This is a genomic window from Streptomyces lydicus (genome assembly GCF_000717345.1).
Taxonomy (GTDB): domain Bacteria; phylum Actinomycetota; class Actinomycetes; order Streptomycetales; family Streptomycetaceae; genus Streptomyces; species Streptomyces lydicus.
This window is the reverse complement of record NZ_JNZA01000020.1, coordinates 145992-161833: the sequence shown is the minus strand read 5'-3', so window position 1 is coordinate 161833 and position 15842 is coordinate 145992. Positions and strand designations below refer to the sequence as shown.

Annotated in this window: 16 protein-coding genes; 9 read left to right on the top strand and 7 right to left on the bottom strand. The window is 73.5% G+C overall.

Features of this window, described 5'->3' with window-relative positions; genetic code table 11:
- The first annotated feature begins 445 nt into the window (after positions 1-445).
- Positions 446-1468: a tryptophan--tRNA ligase gene (gene trpS, locus OO62_RS20870; protein WP_228332507.1), complete on the top strand. Its 1023-nt coding sequence runs from the start codon at positions 446-448 to the stop codon at positions 1466-1468.
- Between the two features lie 45 nt (positions 1469-1513).
- Here the strand turns inward: trpS and proC are convergent, their stop codons facing one another.
- The 3 genes from proC to OO62_RS20855 all read right to left on the bottom strand — a co-directional run bounded on the left by proC (position 1514) and on the right by OO62_RS20855 (position 4066).
- On the bottom strand, positions 1514-2323 hold the full coding sequence (gene proC / locus OO62_RS20865) for a pyrroline-5-carboxylate reductase (protein WP_033269001.1): 810 nt from the start codon (positions 2321-2323) through the stop codon (positions 1514-1516).
- A 115-nt stretch (positions 2324-2438) separates the two neighbouring features.
- A complete protein-coding gene (locus tag OO62_RS20860; RefSeq protein ID WP_033269000.1) occupies positions 2439-3224 on the bottom strand; it encodes an ABC transporter permease in 786 nt (261 codons plus the stop codon).
- Complete coding sequence (locus OO62_RS20855; protein ID WP_033268999.1) at positions 3221-4066, bottom strand: ABC transporter ATP-binding protein; 846 nt, start codon at positions 4064-4066, stop codon at positions 3221-3223. The genes OO62_RS20860 and OO62_RS20855 overlap by 4 nt, the downstream gene beginning before the upstream one ends.
- Positions 4067-4339: 273 nt before the next feature.
- On the opposite strand from OO62_RS20855, the gene OO62_RS20850 reads away from it, so the two are divergent.
- From OO62_RS20850 to OO62_RS20840, 3 genes are all read left to right on the top strand, one after another.
- Positions 4340-4744: a hypothetical protein gene (locus OO62_RS20850; protein ID WP_033268998.1), complete on the top strand. Its 405-nt coding sequence runs from the start codon at positions 4340-4342 to the stop codon at positions 4742-4744.
- Positions 4745-4944: 200 nt separating this feature from the next.
- Positions 4945-6549: a SulP family inorganic anion transporter gene (locus tag OO62_RS20845; RefSeq protein ID WP_033269033.1), complete on the top strand. Its 1605-nt coding sequence runs from the start codon at positions 4945-4947 to the stop codon at positions 6547-6549.
- A gap of 109 nt (positions 6550-6658) precedes the next feature.
- Positions 6659-8059 carry a M1 family metallopeptidase gene (locus tag OO62_RS20840; protein WP_033268997.1) on the top strand — a complete coding sequence of 467 codons (1401 nt, stop codon included), beginning with the start codon at positions 6659-6661 and terminating at the stop codon, positions 8057-8059.
- Positions 8060-8062: 3 nt separating this feature from the next.
- On the opposite strand, the gene OO62_RS20835 is transcribed toward OO62_RS20840, so the two are convergent.
- Positions 8063-8860: a class I SAM-dependent methyltransferase gene (locus OO62_RS20835; RefSeq protein ID WP_033268996.1), complete on the bottom strand. Its 798-nt coding sequence runs from the start codon at positions 8858-8860 to the stop codon at positions 8063-8065.
- Between the two features lie 93 nt (positions 8861-8953).
- Here OO62_RS20835 and OO62_RS20830 point away from each other — a divergent pair, with 93 nt between their 5' ends.
- Together OO62_RS20830 and OO62_RS20825 are read left to right on the top strand one after the other, a co-directional pair.
- On the top strand, positions 8954-9655 hold the full coding sequence (locus tag OO62_RS20830) for a TetR family transcriptional regulator (RefSeq protein ID WP_078617287.1): 702 nt from the start codon (positions 8954-8956) through the stop codon (positions 9653-9655).
- Positions 9656-9749: 94 nt separating this feature from the next.
- Positions 9750-10703, top strand: a complete 954-nt coding sequence (locus OO62_RS20825) for a glycoside hydrolase family 113 protein (protein WP_033268995.1) — start codon at positions 9750-9752, stop codon at positions 10701-10703.
- A 16-nt stretch (positions 10704-10719) separates the two neighbouring features.
- Here OO62_RS20825 and OO62_RS20820 read toward each other — a convergent pair whose 3' ends face one another.
- On the bottom strand, positions 10720-11268 hold the full coding sequence (locus tag OO62_RS20820; protein WP_033268994.1) for a hypothetical protein: 549 nt from the start codon (positions 11266-11268) through the stop codon (positions 10720-10722).
- A 64-nt stretch (positions 11269-11332) separates the two neighbouring features.
- On the bottom strand, positions 11333-11629 hold the full coding sequence (locus OO62_RS20815; protein ID WP_033268993.1) for a peptidase: 297 nt from the start codon (positions 11627-11629) through the stop codon (positions 11333-11335).
- A gap of 163 nt (positions 11630-11792) precedes the next feature.
- Here OO62_RS20815 and OO62_RS20810 point away from each other — a divergent pair, with 163 nt between their 5' ends.
- Positions 11793-14072, top strand: a complete 2280-nt coding sequence (locus OO62_RS20810) for a protein kinase domain-containing protein (RefSeq protein WP_033268992.1) — start codon at positions 11793-11795, stop codon at positions 14070-14072.
- A 346-nt stretch (positions 14073-14418) separates the two neighbouring features.
- Here the strand turns inward: OO62_RS20810 and OO62_RS20800 are convergent, their stop codons facing one another.
- Entirely contained in the window at positions 14419-14625 is a 207-nt protein-coding gene (locus tag OO62_RS20800; protein WP_033268990.1) for a hypothetical protein, read from the bottom strand.
- 171 nt (positions 14626-14796) lie between these two features.
- On the opposite strand from OO62_RS20800, the gene OO62_RS20795 reads away from it, so the two are divergent.
- Positions 14797-15648 carry a helix-turn-helix domain-containing protein gene (locus OO62_RS20795; RefSeq protein WP_033268989.1) on the top strand — a complete coding sequence of 284 codons (852 nt, stop codon included), beginning with the start codon at positions 14797-14799 and terminating at the stop codon, positions 15646-15648.
- A complete protein-coding gene (locus OO62_RS20790; protein ID WP_033268988.1) occupies positions 15624-15836 on the top strand; it encodes a DUF397 domain-containing protein in 213 nt (70 codons plus the stop codon). The genes OO62_RS20795 and OO62_RS20790 overlap by 25 nt, the downstream gene beginning before the upstream one ends.
- Positions 15837-15842: the final 6 nt, after the last annotated feature.

The window sequence follows — 15842 nt, the reverse complement described above, 5'->3', positions numbered from 1 at the left end:
CCCCGTCGGAGGGGGTTTGTTCGCGCCTTTCGGCGTGATCACTACGTTAGCGGAATTCCTCGTCGGCACATAATCGCGCCGCGGTCCGAATTTCGGCATACCGAAATTGTTCCCGGTGAGGGGCCGTGCAGTAGTGGTGTGCCGCGAAGCGGCGGGATGGTTGCTCGGGGCCTGTCGGCTCCGTGGCAACTCGGAGGACACTACACGAGGGGGTGGGGTTGTTCAAACCCGCGCGGGGAGGGGGTTTGCCGGGTACTTTGGGGTCCATGACTACGCATGCGCTCGTACAGCAGTGGTGGCCCGCCTGACGGCGGCCGCCCAGCAGTGCATGCATGACCACGGCCGCCGCTTCGGCGGCCGTTCGCGTTTCTGCATCCGTAACGGCCGGTGAGGTCGGCGGTCTCGATGCGCACTCGGAGGAGTGCGGGACTTCGGGAGAGTACGGATGGACGAGATGGCGGTTCCGGCGTCGGGCCGTACGCGGATCTTCAGTGGTGTGAAGCCGACGGGGCATCTGACGCTGGGGAACTACCTCGGGGCGGTACGCGGGTGGGTCGAGGAGGACCAGCACCGTGCGGACGCGCTGTTCTGTGTGGTGGATCTGCACGCGCTGACCGTGGAGCACGATCCGGCGCGGGTGCGGCGGCTGACCCGGCAGGCCGCGACGCTGCTGCTGGCGTCGGGGCTGGATCCGGAGGTGTGCACGGTGTTCGTGCAGAGCCGGGTGGACGAGCATGCGCGGCTGTCGTACCTGATGGAGTGCACGGCCTCCGACGGGGAGATGCGGCGCATGATCCAGTACAAGGAGAAGACCGCGCGCGAGCAGGCGCGGGGTGGGAGCGTGCGGCTGTCGCTGCTGACGTATCCGGCGCTGATGGCGGCGGACATCCTGGCGTACGGGGCGCACGAGGTGCCGGTCGGTGAGGACCAGGCGCAGCACGTGGAGCTGACGCGGGATCTGGCGATCCGGTTCAACCAGCGGTACGGGGCGACGTTCGTGGTGCCGAAGGCGACGCTTCCGAAGGTGGCGGCGCGGGTGATGGACCTGCAGGAGCCGACGTCGAAGATGGGGAAGTCGCACGACCGGACGGCCGGCATCGTCTATCTGCTGGACGAGCCGGAGGTGGTGCGGAAGAAGGTGATGCGGGCGGTCACCGACGGGGGCAGCGAGGTGGTGTACGACCGTGCGGAGCGGCCGGGGCTCGCCAATCTGCTGGATGTGCTGGCCGCGTGCACGGGCGGGGATCCGGAGCGGCTGGCCGGTGCGTACGACTCGTACGGGGCGTTGAAGAAGGACGTCGCGGAGGCCGTGGTGGAGACGCTGCGGCCGGTGCGGGAACGGCACGCGGCGCTGGCCGCGGAGCCCGCGTACGTGGACGAGGTGCTCGGGCGGGGCGCGGAGCGGGCCCGGGGCATGGCCAGGCCGCGGGTGGACGCGGCGTACCGGGCGATGGGGCTGCTGGCGTAGCCGGGGCCGGTGGGGGCGGTCGGCCGGCCCCACCGGCGCGGGGGGTCAGCCGTTGCCGGTGGCCAGTTCGCGGCTGCGGTCGCGGGCGGCTTCCAGGGCGGCGATGAGGGCGGCGCGTACGCCGTGGTTCTCCAGTTCGCGGATGGCGTTGATGGTGGTGCCGGCCGGGGAGGTGACGTTCTCGCGGAGTTTGACGGGGTGTTCGCCGCTGTCGCGGAGCATCACGGCGGCGCCGATGGCGGCCTGCACGATGAGGTCGTGGGCCTTGTCGCGGGGCAGGCCGAGGAGGATGCCCGCGTCGGTCATGGCCTCGACCAGGAAGTAGAAGTAGGCCGGGCCGGAGCCGGACAGGGCGGTGCAGGCGTCCTGCTGGGACTCCGGGACGCGCAGGGTCTTGCCGACTCCGGCGAAGATCTCCTCGGCGCGGGTGAGGTGTGCTCCGGTGGCGTGGGTGCCGGCGGAGATGACGGACATGGCCTCGTCGACGAGGGCGGGGGTGTTCGTCATGACCCGTACGACGGGGGTGCCGGCGGCCAGCCGCTCCTCGAAGTAGGCGGTGGGGATGCCGGCGGCGCCGCTGATGACGAGGCGGTCGGCGGGGACGTGCGGGGCGAGTTCCCGCAGGAGGGTGTCCATGTCCTGCGGCTTGACGGTGAGGATGAGGGTGTCGGCGGACTTGGCGGCCTCGGCGTTGCTGACCGCGTCCACGCCGTAGCGGGCGTGGAGCTGGTCGGCGCGTTCCTGGCGGCGGGCGGTGACCAGGAGGTCGGAGGGCGCCCAGCCGCCGCGGATCATTCCGCTGAGGAGCGCTTCGCCGATCTTGCCGGTGCCGAGGACTGCGACCTTCTGGGTCATGGTGCGGGTTCGCCTTTCCGCTGCGCTGGGCCTTTGCCGTCATCCTCGCACCGTGCGGGGTGCCGGGCCGGTGCTGTCCGGTGGATGGGCGGTTCGGGGCGCGTACGGCGTGCGGTCACGCGGTGCGGCGGCGGAGGGTGGCCGCGCCCAGGGCGAGGACCAGGAGGGCGAAGGCGGTGACGACGAGGCTGTCGCGGAGGAAGGCGGTGGTGACGTCGGGGTGGTGGAGGACCTCGGTCATGCCGTCGACGGCGTAGGACATCGGGAGGACGTCGGAGACCGCTTTCAGGGTCGGCTGCATGGTGTCGCGGGGGGTGAAGAGGCCGCAGAGGAGGAGCTGGGGCATCAGGACGGCGGGCATGAACTGGACGGCCTGGAATTCCGAGGCGGCGAAGGCCGAGACGAACAGGCCGAGGGCGGTGCCGAGGAGGGCGTCGAGGACGGCGACGAGCAGCAGCAGCCAGGGTGAGCCGGTGACGTCGAGGCCCAGGACCCAGACGGACAGCGCGGTGGCGAGGGCGGACTGGACGATCGCCAGCAGGCCGAAGGCGAGGGCGTAGCCGCTGATCAGGTCGGCCTTGCCGAGGGGCATGGCGAGCAGGCGTTCCAGGGTGCCGGAGGTGCGTTCGCGCAGGGTGGCGATGGAGGTCACCAGGAACATGGTGATCATCGGGAAGATGCCGAGGAGCGAGGCGCCGATGCTGTTGAAGGTCTCCGGGCGGGCGTCGAAGACGTAGCGCAGCAGGGCGATCATCACGCAGGGGACGAGCAGCATCATCGCGACGGTGCGGGGGTCGTGGCGCAGTTGGCGCAGGACGCGGGCGGTGGTGGCGAGGGTGCGGGACGGGGAGAGGGCCGCGGCGGGGGTCCGGCGGGCCGGGGGCGGGGCGTCGGAGGTCATCGGACCGGCTCCTCGGTGGTGGTCTCCGGTGGTGCGGGGGTGGCGGCGGCCTCGTCGACGAGGTGGAGGAAGGCGGCCTCGACGGTCGCGGTTCCGGTGCGGTCGCGGAGGGCGCGGGGGGTGCCGTCGGCGAGGATGCGGCCCTCGCGCATCAGGAGCAGCCGGTGGCAGCGCTCGGCCTCGTCCATGACGTGCGAGGAGACCAGGAGGGTGGTTCCGCGGTCGGCGGCGAGGGCGTGGAAGAGGTGCCAGAGGTCGCGGCGGAGGACGGGGTCCAGGCCGACGGTGGGTTCGTCGAGGACGAGGAGTTCGGGGGCGCCGAGGAGGGCCACCGCGAGGGAGACCCGGCTGCGCTGGCCGCCGGAGAGGTGGCCGGCGAGGGCGTCGGCGTGCCGGGTGAGGTCGACGTCCTCAAGGGCGCGGGTGACGCTTTCGCGGCGCCGGGTGCGGGCGCCGCGGCCGGGGTGCAGGACGGCGGCGAAGTAGTCGAGGTTCTGGCGGACGGTGAGGTCGTCGTATACGGACGGGTCCTGGGTGACGTAGCCGATGCGGGGGCGCAGGCCGGGGTCGCCGGCGGGGCGGCCGAGGACGTCGAGGGTGCCGGTGACCTTGGCCTGGGTGCCGACGACGGCGCGCAGGAGGGTGGACTTGCCGCAACCGGAGGGGCCGAGGAGGCCGGTGATGCGGCCCGGGGGGATGGCGAAGGTGAGGGCGTCGAGGACGGTGCGGCGGCCTCGGACGACGGTGAGGTCGTGGGCGTGGACGGCGGGGGTGCCGGGGCCGTTCGGGGGTGGGGGGCCGGTTGGGGAGGCGGGGTCGTCGTCACCACCGTAATTCATCATGCGATGAATAATGTGCGGGGGAAGGGATGACGTCAAGGGGTGGCGTCAAGGGGTGGGCCATGGGGTGAGTGCGCCGCGGAGTGGTGCGCGGACGGTTCGGCAACGGCGCATGGGGGCGCGGGCGGCGCTTTGACGGCCGCCGGAGCGAACGGAACCCTTCCTTCCTGTCCGATAACCCTGCGTTTACAGGGTGGTTACATAACGGGTGGCGGCCGGGCGCGTCCGCCTCGACACAATGGGGGGACGTGTCCAGCCGCGCCGGAAGGGGCGACGATGACGACCATCCAGGTCCGCGGCCTCGGCCGGCTCCTGTTGATCGTCGTGACCCTCGTACTGGCCCTGCCGCTCGTCGCCGGCGGCACGTACGGAGAGCGGACGGCGGCCCCGCCGGCGGCCGGGAACAGCGCCGCCGGCACCGGCTCCCCGGGCTCCGCCCCGGTGGCGTCGGACCCCTCCGACCACCCGGAAGCGGCCGGTGACCGCTGCCAGCCGCGCCGTGGCGGACGCTCCGCGGCCACCCTGTGCGCGCCCGTACCGCCGGGCACCCCGGTCTCCACGGCCGGGCCCGTACGGACCGAGGGCGGGCTGCGGGTGACCGTCCCGCTGACCGGCCGTCAGGCCGTGCCGCTGTCGAGATCGGGCGAACTGCCGGTCCGCCACCTCGTTTTCCGCTGCTGAGCGCGAAGAGCTGCCCCAGGGGCCTCCCCCGGCCCGCGCATCCGACGGATCCAGCCGTCCTCGCATTTCCCCCTTCCTGGCGCGCGGCGCCCGGTGCCGGTCCGGCCTGCCCGGGCCGCGGCCGGGCCCGCGCCGGTGCCCGGCCCCCGGGCCCGGGCGGACGCGCGCCACCGCATCTCGCAACCGCTGGAGGCATGCTCATGCGTAGGTTCCGTGTTGCCCGCCCGCGCCCGTCCCGGCCCTCGATACCGTCCCCGGCCGCCCGGCCCGCCGACCGATCGTGGCGCTCGCCGGCCGTCTGGCGCGCCGACTTCACCGCCTCCCTCGTCGTCTTCCTCGTCGCCGTCCCGCTCTGCGTCGGGGTGTCCGTCGCCTCCGGGGCGCCGGCCGAACTGGGGCTGGTCACCGGCATCGTCGGCGGGCTGCTCACCGGGCTGCTGCCGGGCAGCAGCCTTCAGGTCAGCGGGCCCGCCGCCGGGCTGACCGTGCTGGTCTTCGAGGCCGTACAGGACTTCGGGCTCGGCGCGCTGGGCGCGCTGGTGCTGATCGCCGGGGTGCTTCAGCTGGTCATGGGGGTGCTGCGGCTGGGGCGCTGGTTCCGGGCGATCTCCGTCGCCGTCGTCCAGGGGATGCTCGCCGGCATCGGGCTGGTGCTGATCGCCGGGCAGCTGTACGCACTGGCGGACGCCAAGGCGCCGGGCGGCGGGCCGGCGAATCTGGCCGGGCTGCCGCGGCTGGCGATGGACACCATCGGGTCGGACCCGGCGCTGGGCGCGCTGGCGGTCGGCGTGTCGACCATCGCGGTGCTGGTGGCCTGGCCGCGGCTGCGGCAGCTGGCGCCGGCGCTCCCCCGGCCGCTGGCGCGGCTGGCGTCGCAGGCGCCGCAGGTGCTGCCGGCGCCGCTGGTGGCGGTGGCCCTGGTGACCGCCGTGGTGGCCGGGTGGGATCTGCCGGTGGCGCGGGTCGAGGTGCGGGGCCTGCTGGATGTCGTCCAGCCGCCGGGCGGCGCGGACTTCGCGCGGCTGACCGAGGCCGGGGCGGTGGCCGGGGCGGTGGGCACCGTGCTCGCCTTCACCCTGATCGCGTCGGCCGAGTCGCTGTTCAGCGCGGCCGCGGTGGACCGGCTGCACGACGGGCCGAAAACCGATTACGACAGGGAGCTGATGGCGCAGGGCGCCGGCAACACGGTGTGCGGGCTGCTCGGCGCGCTGCCGATGACCGCGGTGATCGTGCGCAGTGCCGCGAACGTGCAGGCCGGGGCGCGGACGAAGACCTCGCGGGTGCTGCACGGGGTGTGGCTGCTGGTCTTCGCGGCGGCGTTCCCGGCGGCGCTGGGAGTGGTGCCGCTCGCGGCGCTGGCGGGCGTACTGGTGCACGCGGGCGGCAAGTTGATCCCGGTGAAGGCGTGGCGTCCGCTGTGGCGGGAGCACCGTGGTGAGGCCGTGGTGCTGGCGGCGACGGCGGTGGCGATCGTGGCGACCAACATGTTCGAGGGGGTGCTGCTGGGGCTGCTGATGGCCGTGGCGAAGTCGGCGTGGGCGACCTCGCACGTCCACCTGGAGGTCGCGGGCCTGGAGGGCAGCGGCGTGGTGCACGTACGGGCCGTGGGCAACGCGACCTTCCTGCGGCTGCCGAAGCTGCTCGACCAGTTGGAGGCGCTGCCGCGCGACCGGGAGATCGAACTGGACCTGTCGGGGCTGCGGCACCTCGACCACGCGTGTGCGGCGGCGCTCGGCAGCTGGGAGGAGCAGCGCCGCGGCCCGGAGGGCACCGCGCGGGCGGCCGCCCGGTCCACCGCGCCCTGAGCGGGCGCCGTCCGGTGCCCGTAATGCGGTCGGATCGGCAACTGGGCGGCGTTCCAGGGGAAATGACCGTAGGGTCGGGGAGCTGTGATCACCGACCTCTGGGAGCGCTGTGACCCGCCGGCCCCTTCGCTGCTGCGGTGCGACCGCCGCGCTGTCCGTCGCCCTCCTGCTGTCCTCCTGCACGGGTGCCGGCGGGGGGACGGCGGGCAGCGGCGGGGTCGGTGATCCGCTGTTCCCCGCGCTCGGCAACGGCGGCTACGACGTACGCCATTACGGGATCACCCTCGACTACGACGTCGCGCACAAGCGGCTGGCGGCCACCACCGAGATCACCGCCCGGGCCGGCAAGGACCTGCGGTCCTTCAAGCTCGACCTGCAGGGGCTGCGGGTCACCGCCGTCCGGGTCGACGGCAGAGCCGCCGCGTTCTCCCGCAAGGGACACAAGCTGACGGTGCACCCGGCCGAGACGATCGCGAAGGGCGCGCAGTTCCGGACCGGCGTCGACTACGACGGCACCCCGCAGGAGATGACCGACCCGGACACATCGACGGAGGGCTGGGTCACGACCCCCGACGGGGCGTTCGTGTCGGGAGAGCCCGCCGGGTCCATGACCTGGTTCCCGAGCAACAACCACCCCTCGGACAAGGCGGCGTACGACTTCCGGCTCACCGTTCCGCAGCACTACACCGCCGTCGCCAACGGGCAGCTGCGCGCGGAGAAAACCGCCAAGGGGAAGACCACCTTCGAGTGGCACAACCCGGAGCCCATGGCGACGTACCTCGCCACCGCCACCATCGGGAAGTTCGACGTGCACACCTCCCGGACGCGCGACGGGCTGCCGCTGTACGTCGCGGTGGACCCGGCGGAGGTCGCCGCGAGCAAGGGACCGCTGGGCCGGCTGCCGCAGATCATCAGCTGGGAGAGCCGGCTGTTCGGGAAGTACCCCTTCTCCTCGGCGGGCGCGATCGTCGACCACACCCCGCCGCGGATCGACTGGCTCGCCCTGGAGTCGCAGACCAGACCGGTCTACGCGGGCGCGCCGGACACCGTCACCGTGGTGCACGAGATGTCCCACCAGTGGTTCGGTGACTCGGTGACGCCCAAGACGTGGCGGGACACCTGGCTCAACGAGGGCTTCGCGACCTACGCCGAGTGGCTGTGGGACGAGCACGAGGGCGGCAAGACGCCCCAGCAGCAGTTCGACGCGCTCTACCGGACCCCGAAGGACAACCCGCTCTGGGCCTTCCCGCCGGGCGACCCGGGCACGGCGAAGAACGTGACCGAGACGCCCGTCTACGAGCGGGGCGCGATGGTGCTGCAGCAGCTGCGGCGGGCGGTCGGCGACAAGACCTTCTTCCGCATCCTGAAGGAGTGGCCCACCAAGTACCGCTACCGCAACGCCGATTCGGCGGACTTCATCGCCTTCAGCCAGGAGCGCACCGATGCCGATCTGACCGGCCTCTTCCACACCTGGCTGTACGGCAAGGGGAAGCCGGAGCGCACGTACTGAGGTTCAGGACGGGCGGCGGGTGACGGTCAGATCGAGGGCGTACGCCTCCTCGACAGTGCCGTCCGGGAAGACGTCCAGGAGGGCGGTGCGCTCGGCCTCCAGGACGGGCGCGGCGGCCGCGGGGCCGATGGCGGCGAAGTAGGAACGGCTGCCGAGCATCGCGAGGTGGGTGTCGAGGGGCACCCGCCGGGTCCAGTGCAGGACGCGGGTGGCGGGGCGCAGCCCGAGGCCGAGGCCGCGGATCAGGTCGGGGGCCTCCGGGGCGACGCCGTGGGCGTGGTAGCCGGGGAGGCGGCGGGCGAGCCGGGCCTCCTGTTCGGCGGCCCACGGGACGCCGGGGTCGGGGACGTTCCACCACAGGGCGAGCGCGCCGCCGGGCCGCAGCACACGGAGCGCCTCGGGGACCGAGCGGGCCGGGTCGGTCCAGTGCCAGGACTGCGCGTAGCCGACGAGGTCGAAGCCGGCGTCGTCGGCGAAGGGCAGGGCGTCGCCGAGAGCGCGGACGAGCGGGGTGGCGGGGTGGGCGGCGCGCAGCCGGCCGGCCATCGCGGCGCCCGGCTCGACGGCGGTGACCTCGGCGCCGCGGGCGGCGAGCAGTGCGGTGGCGATGCCGGTGCCGGCGCCGACGTCCAGCACCCGCGCGCCGGCCAGCGGCCGGCCGGCCAGTTCCTCGACCGCGTCGAACAGGGCCGGCGGGTAGCCGGGGCGGGCGGCGGCGTACTGGGCGGCCACCGCGTCGAAGGCGCGGGCGAGGGTGGCATGGCCCGGGGCCCCGGGCTGCGGGGGCGGGAGGGTCGGCATGGGCTCATCGTGCCCGGCCACGGAACGGTACGGACCCGGAACAAAAACTCGTACCGGGTTTGATTTCAGACTTGGTCTGGTTATGGTGCCGGCATGGCCGGATTGCGGGAGCGGAAGAAGGAACAGACGCGGCAGCGGCTCGCGGCGACGGCCTGGCGGCTGTTCGCCGAGCGCGGCTTCGAGGCGGTGACGGTCAGCGAGATCGCCGAGGCCGCGGAGGTGGCCAAGGCGACGCTGTTCTCGTACTTCCCGACGAAGGAATCGCTCGCCCTCCAGGGCGTGGGCGACGAGGACCTGGCGGGCATCGTCGCCGGGCGGCCGGCCGGCACGTCGCCGCTGGACGCGCTCCGCACGCACTACCGCGACTTCGCCGTCGGCCCGATGACCGGGATCGACACGGAGGTCCTGGTCTCCCGGGTGCGGGTGATCTTCGACAGCCCGGCGCTCAGCAGCGCCGCCCACGCGCTGCTCTACCAGCAGCGGCAGAAGCTCGCGGAGGTGCTGGCGGCCGAGCACGGCGAGACGGCCGCGGCCCTGATGGCGGCTCAGATCAGCGCTTCGCTGGTGACCCTCCAGGAGACGTTCTTCCGGCGGCTGGCCGCCGGCGCCGCCCTGGAGGACGCCCGCCGCCGGCTGGCCGAGGACGTCGAGCTCGCCTTCGGGCTGCTGGCGCACGGCCTCGACCCCTTCGCGAGCGGGGGGCGGCCCGCGCGCGACGAACCGGCCCCGGCCGAGGACCCGATCACGACCGAGGACCGACCACGACCGACGGGCCGACTCCGACCGGCGGCCTGACCACGACCGACGGGCAGCGCACCACCGGCCACCACGACCGAACAGACCGGGACAAACACCGGAACAAGCACCGGAACGAGCAGTGAGAGGCGAGATGCGCGCACGGGGAATCAACTACGACACCGGCTTCCTGCCCGGGGAGGACGCCTCCCGCACGAGCTTCACCGAGGAGGTGGCGGCCAAGGACATGGCGGTGATCGCCGGTGAGCTGCATTGCGACGCGGTGCGCATATCGGGCGGCGATCCCGAGCGGCTGAGCGTCGCGGCGCGCTGCGCCGCCGAGGCCGGCCTGGAGGTGTGGTTCGCGCCGTTCCCGGTGGACCTCACCACCGAGGAGCTGCGGCCGTTCTTCGCCGACTGCGCCGAGCGGGCCGAGGCCGTCCGCGCGGGCGGCGCCGAGGTGGTGTTCGTCGCCGGGTGCGAGATGAGCGCGTTCTGCAACGGCTTCATCCCGGGCGACACCTACAGCGACCGGCTCCACGCGATGACCACCGCGGACCGCGACTGGTGGATGTCGCTCGGCCCGGTACAGCAGCGGCTCAACGGCTTCCTGGCGGAGGTCGCGAAGCTGGTGCGCGAGCGGTTCGCCGGCAAGATCACTTACGCCTCGGGCCCCTGGGAGGGCATCGACTGGGGGCCGTTCGACGTGGTCGGGGTGGACGCCTACCGGGCGGCGTACAACGCCTCGACGTTCCTCGAGGAGCTGCGCGGGCACCGCGCCCACGGCAAGCCGGTCGCGGTGACCGAGTTCGGCACCTGCCCCTACCGGGGCGCCGGCGAACGCGGCGGACTGGCCTGGCAGCCGCCCGCGGACGCGGTACCGGACGAGGGCGAGCAGGTCCGCTACCTCACCGAACTGCTCGACGTCTTCGAGGAGGAGGGCGTGGACACCGCGCTCTGGTTCACCTTCGCCGGGTACAAGTCCCGCAAGGGCGCGGACCTGTCGTCGTACGGCGTGGTGTCGATGCTCGACGAGGCGCGCTGGGAGCCGCGGGAGGTGTTCGCCACGATGGCGGCCCGGTACGCGCGGCCGAAGACCGGGGCCTAGAGCGGCCTGGAGCGGTCTAGCGGCGCTTCTTCGGCTTCTTCGCGGCCGGGTTGCCGGTACGGGCGCCACGCCGGCGCTCGTACCGCTCGCGGGCGGCCGCGTACTCGGCGCGGTGCAGCTTCTCGCCGGGCGCCTCGACGAGGCTGCGGCAGAAGTACGCGAGCAGCGACCCGATGAAGCCGATCAGCATCAGGCCCTGCCCGGACCGGTCGGCGGCGCTCGGCGCGGAAGGGTCGGGCCGGCGCACGAACCCCTCCCAGGTGCGGCGGAAGGCCAGCGCGCTGCAGATGGCGAAGCCGGCGACGACGAGGAGGCCGACGAACGGGCCGACGTCGGCGACCTCCAGGCCCTGGAACGCGAAGCGCAGCACGGCCGCGCCGGCCGCGGCGAGCGCCAGCGAGCCCACCGCGACGCCGGCCCGGCGCAGGGCGTAGCCGCCGTCGTGGTGGACCCAGCTCGTCCCGAAGAACCGGATCTCCTCCGGCTCGGGGCCGCCGCGCTCCGGAACGCCGGCCTCGGCGCCGCGGCGCTCCGGGCTTCCGGACGGGGTCTGCTCGTCGCTCATGGCACCGATTATCCCCGCCCGGGCGGAATCCCCGGCGGCCCGGGCCGCCGGGGTGGCCGGTCCCTCAGCTGGTGCAGGACGGCGCGACCATGCCGCTGCTGCCGGTCCGGACGTACGCGTCGGAGACGTACTGGCCGGGCGCGATGTTGTCCCAGATGTCGGTGGTGCCGCACGGGCCGCTGACCCGCTCGCCGTGCCGCTGGCAGCGGATCTCGATCCACGCGCCCGCCGCCAGCCGGCGGACGATCGCGGAGCTCGTGCTCGGCCCCTTGCGCACGTTGACCTGGTAGCCGGGCGCGAGCTGGAAGGTGCGGCGCTCGGCGGCGGCCTCCTGGGCCTCCTGGACGTCCTGCGTACTCATGTGGTTCCCCCCGTGTTCCCCCGTGGAGGGCCCGTCGCCGGGCCCGTTGTCAGATGCGCAAGCGGCACGCTAGCAAGCCTCGTTCATCTCGTACGTGCCATCGACTAGGCTCCGCGCGTCGCACCTGCGACCGAATGGCACCGGAAAACACGGGGGTGGATCCATGCCGTCGCTGCGCGAGACCGGGCCCGGCCCGGAAGCGGAGCGTCCGGAATACGCCGGGCAGTACCGCCTGGAGTCGCGCCTCGGCTCCGGCGGCATGGGCGTGGTTCATCTGGCCCGCTCCTCCTCCGGACTGCTGCTCGCGGTCAAGGTCATCCACGCCGAATTCGCCCAGGACCCGGAATTCCGGGGGCGGTTCCGGCAGGAGGTGGCGGCCGCGCGGCGGGTCAGCGGGGCGTTCACCGCACCCGTCGTGGACGCCGATCCGGACGCCGAACGCCCGTGGATGGCGACTCTGCACATCCCCGGCCCGACCCTCTCCGACCATGTGAAGCGGAACGGCCCGCTGGCGTCCGACGACGTACGGCGGCTGGCCGCGGGGCTCGCCGAGGCGCTGCGCGACATCCACCGCGCGGGCGTGGTGCACCGCGATCTCAAGCCGGGCAACGTGCTGCTGGCCGCCGACGGCCCGAAAGTCATCGACTTCGGCATCTCGCGCCCTACGGACAGCGAGATGCGCACCGAGACCGGCAAGTTGATCGGCACACCGCCGTTCATGGCACCCGAGCAGTTCCAGCGGCCCCGCGAGGTCGGCCCGGCGGCGGACGTCTTCGCGCTGGGATCGGTACTGGTGCACGCCGCGACCGGACGTGGCCCCTTCGACTCGGAGAGCCCCTACCTCGTCGCGTACCAGGTGGTCCATGACGAGGCCGATCTGGGCGGCGTACCGCAGGAGTTGACGCCGCTGATCGAGAGCTGCCTGGCCAAGGACCCGGCGGACCGGCCCACGCCGGACGCGCTGATGACGCAACTGCGCAGCGACGCCCCGGACGCCGGGCCCCTCACGCTGCCGGCCGGCGCGGCCGCGGAGGTGCCGCCGGGCGGCGCGGGGCCGGGGGCGGTGCGGATACCGGAGCAGCGGCAGCCCGTACGGGCCGAGGCCGCCCCGTCGCGCGCCGAGACGACCCACGTCCGGGCGGCGGCCCCCGGCGGGGAGCCCGACCGGGCGCCTGCCGAGGCCCCGGACCGGGGCCCCGCCGCGCCCCGCCGCCGCACCCGCTTCGCGCCCCGCCGGCCCCTGTGGGCCGCGCTCGCCCTCCTGCTCGCGGGCGCCGGGGTCGTCACCGCCGTACGGGCGCTGACCCCCGCCGACCCCGGCCAGGACCCCGCCCTGCAGACCCGTCCGTCCCTCGCGGCGGCCGGCTTCCACCCGTGGCGCACCACCCTCGTCAAGCGGCCCAAGGGCTACGCCGCCGAAGTCCCGTACTGCACCAGCGGCGACGGGGCCGTGTTCTGCGGCCAGTCCGGCCTGCCCGCGGCCCGGCTGAACCCGGAGACCGGCGCGGTGGTGTGGCGCCGCACGGCCGCCCCGGCCGGCCGGGACGCCGTCTCCCCGACCCCTCCGGTGCTCTCCGGCGGGCTGCTCTACGTCTTCGCCGCCGACGGCACCCGGCTGATGGCGCTCGACCCGTCGGCCGGCGGCAAGGGCGCCACCCGCTGGACCAAGGACGTCTCCGGATACGAGGGCGGCGCCGCCGTCGTCGGCGACCGGGTGCTCCTGACGGCCGCCGACGGCACCGTCACCGCCCTGGACAGCGCCACCCACCGGCAGCGGTGGCACAAGCGCTTCCCCGGGCACCAGCTGCCGGTGTTCACCTCGTTCGGGGACCCGCGCACCGCCTACGCCGCCGAGGCCACCGCGGACGGCACCGGCTCGCAGGTCACCGCCATCGACCCGGCCGACGGCCGGATCCGCTGGGCACGACGGCTGCCCGGCACGCTCGCCCCGGCCGGCACCGGCGCGTCCGGCGCGCTCTATCTCACCGCCACCGACCCGAAGTTGGTGAACTACACCACCGCCGTCGTCCGCTACGACCCGGCGACCGGCCGCACCCGCCGCCTGCCGCTGGCCGCGCCGCTCCAGAACACCGCCGCCGTGGTGCACGGCGAAACCGTCTACCTGCTGGCCGAGGGCGGTGCGCTGCAGGCCGTCGGCGCACGGAAGTGGGACACCGAGACCGCGGTCAGCCGGGGCTCGGCGCCGGTGGTCAGCGGCGACCGGCTGTTCTTCACCGCGGCGGACGGCCGGCTGCTGGCCGTCGACACCCGGTCGGGCGGGCTGCTGGGGCAGACCCGGCCGCAGCTGGCGGCCGACCGCCACAACGGCTTCCTCCAGGCGCTGCCCGCCCCGCGTGTGGACACCGCGCGGGACCGGATCTACGCGGCGGCGCCCAACGGGACGGTGTTCGCGGCCCCCACGAAGGACCCGGCCGGCTGGTGAAGGCCCGGCGCCCCGCCCTCGTGGCAGGGACAGGCGCACGCCTCGCGCCACACCCCGGGCACCGTGGTGACCTCGGGCCCGGGGGCGCCCTTGTCGCACGCCGCGTGCGTACCGATGTGGCACGCGGGTGAGATGTACGGACGCGGCACATAGCGGCGTACCGGGCTACGGGTGTCCATGAACGGGCCTCCGGCGACGGCGTCGCGGGCGTACGGGCTCCTGTGGCGCGGGAGACGGCTGTGGTGGCGGCGCTGACACGCGACGGGCGCGGCCTGCCGTGCGCCACGGTCGCGGTGCCTCCCGCACGCCGGCAGGACCAGCGCGAGGAGCCGTACCAGCCGCCCGGTCACCGCGCCGCCCTCGCGAGCACGGCGGTCAGCCGCCGCACCGTCTCCAGGTTGCAGCGCCCCAACTCGACCAGCGGGCGCGGGTAGGGGCGGGCGCACGACACCGGGTCGACGCCCAGTGACGGCAGCACGATGCCGGCCTGCCGGAGTGCGGCGGCCAGCTCGTCGCATGCCGCCCGGGCCTCCGTGTGGGGTTCTGTGGCCATTTGATACCGCTCCCGTCTCCCGTTCCGCTACCTGGCACACCGGACGGCAACTACCGTGAGTGATCCGGCTGTTACGAGAATGACCCCGGGGTGGGGCCCGATCCCACCGCTACGGGCCGTAATTCCACGCCGGGAGCCGGTAGTTCCACACCTTCCACAGAAGAGGTCGCCATGCCGCCGAGGACAGCCGTCACCGGCCGAAGCCAGGAACCGCGCCGACGCTTCGCGGAGGAGCTGCGATTACTCCGCACGCAGCACGGGGAGAGCCTGCGGCAGCTCGGCACGGCGCTGGGCTGGGACGCCTCCCTCTTCGGAAAACTGGAAAGCGGCCAGACCCTCGGCAGCCCGGAGGTCGCCGAGGCACTGGACCAGCACTACGGGACGCCTGGGTTGCTGCTGACGCTGTGGGAGCTGGCGGCCGCCGATCCCACGCAGTTCAAGGAGCGGTACCGGCGTTTCATGACGCTGGAAGCCGAGGCGACCGGCATTCAGCAGTACTCGCCGGCTGTGGTGCCAGGGCTGCTCCAGACCGAGACGTACGCCCGCAGGCTGCTGTGCCTGGGCGGGCTGAGTCCCGGCGCCCAGTTGGACCAGCAGGTCGACGCACGAATGAACCGACGCGAGATCCTGACCGGCGCCACCGCTCCCCAGTTCCGGGCAATTCTCGACGAGGCGGTGTTACGTCGTGCGCTGCTGGACGACGCGGAGTGGACAGAACAGCTGGACCATCTCGACAAGGTGACCCGGCTGCCTAATGTGACGCTCCAAGTGCTCCCCTTCAGCGTCGGATTGCGCGAGCTGCCGAACACGGACACCGCTCTGCTGCGCCTTCCGGAGGGAAAGACCGTTGCCTGGGTGGAGACGGGATACGACGGGCAACTGGTGGCAGAAATTAGCGGAGTTGAGCGACTCCAGTTCAGTTACGATCGACTGCGCGATTACGCCTTGTCCCCGCGCGAGACCGCGGCGTTCATCCAGCACCTCCTGGAGGAAGTCCCATGTCCGTCCGCCGACTCGACCTGAGCACGGTCGCCTGGCGCAAGTCCAGTCACAGCAACCCGGACGGCGGCAACTGCCTGGAAGTCGCCGACAACCTCCCCGCCCTCGTCCCCGTCCGCGACAGCAAGGACCCGCACGGCCCCGCGCTCGTCTTCCCCGCGGTGGCCTGGGCCTCGTTCGTCACGGCCGTCAAGGGCGGCAACTGGAGCTGAGCGCAA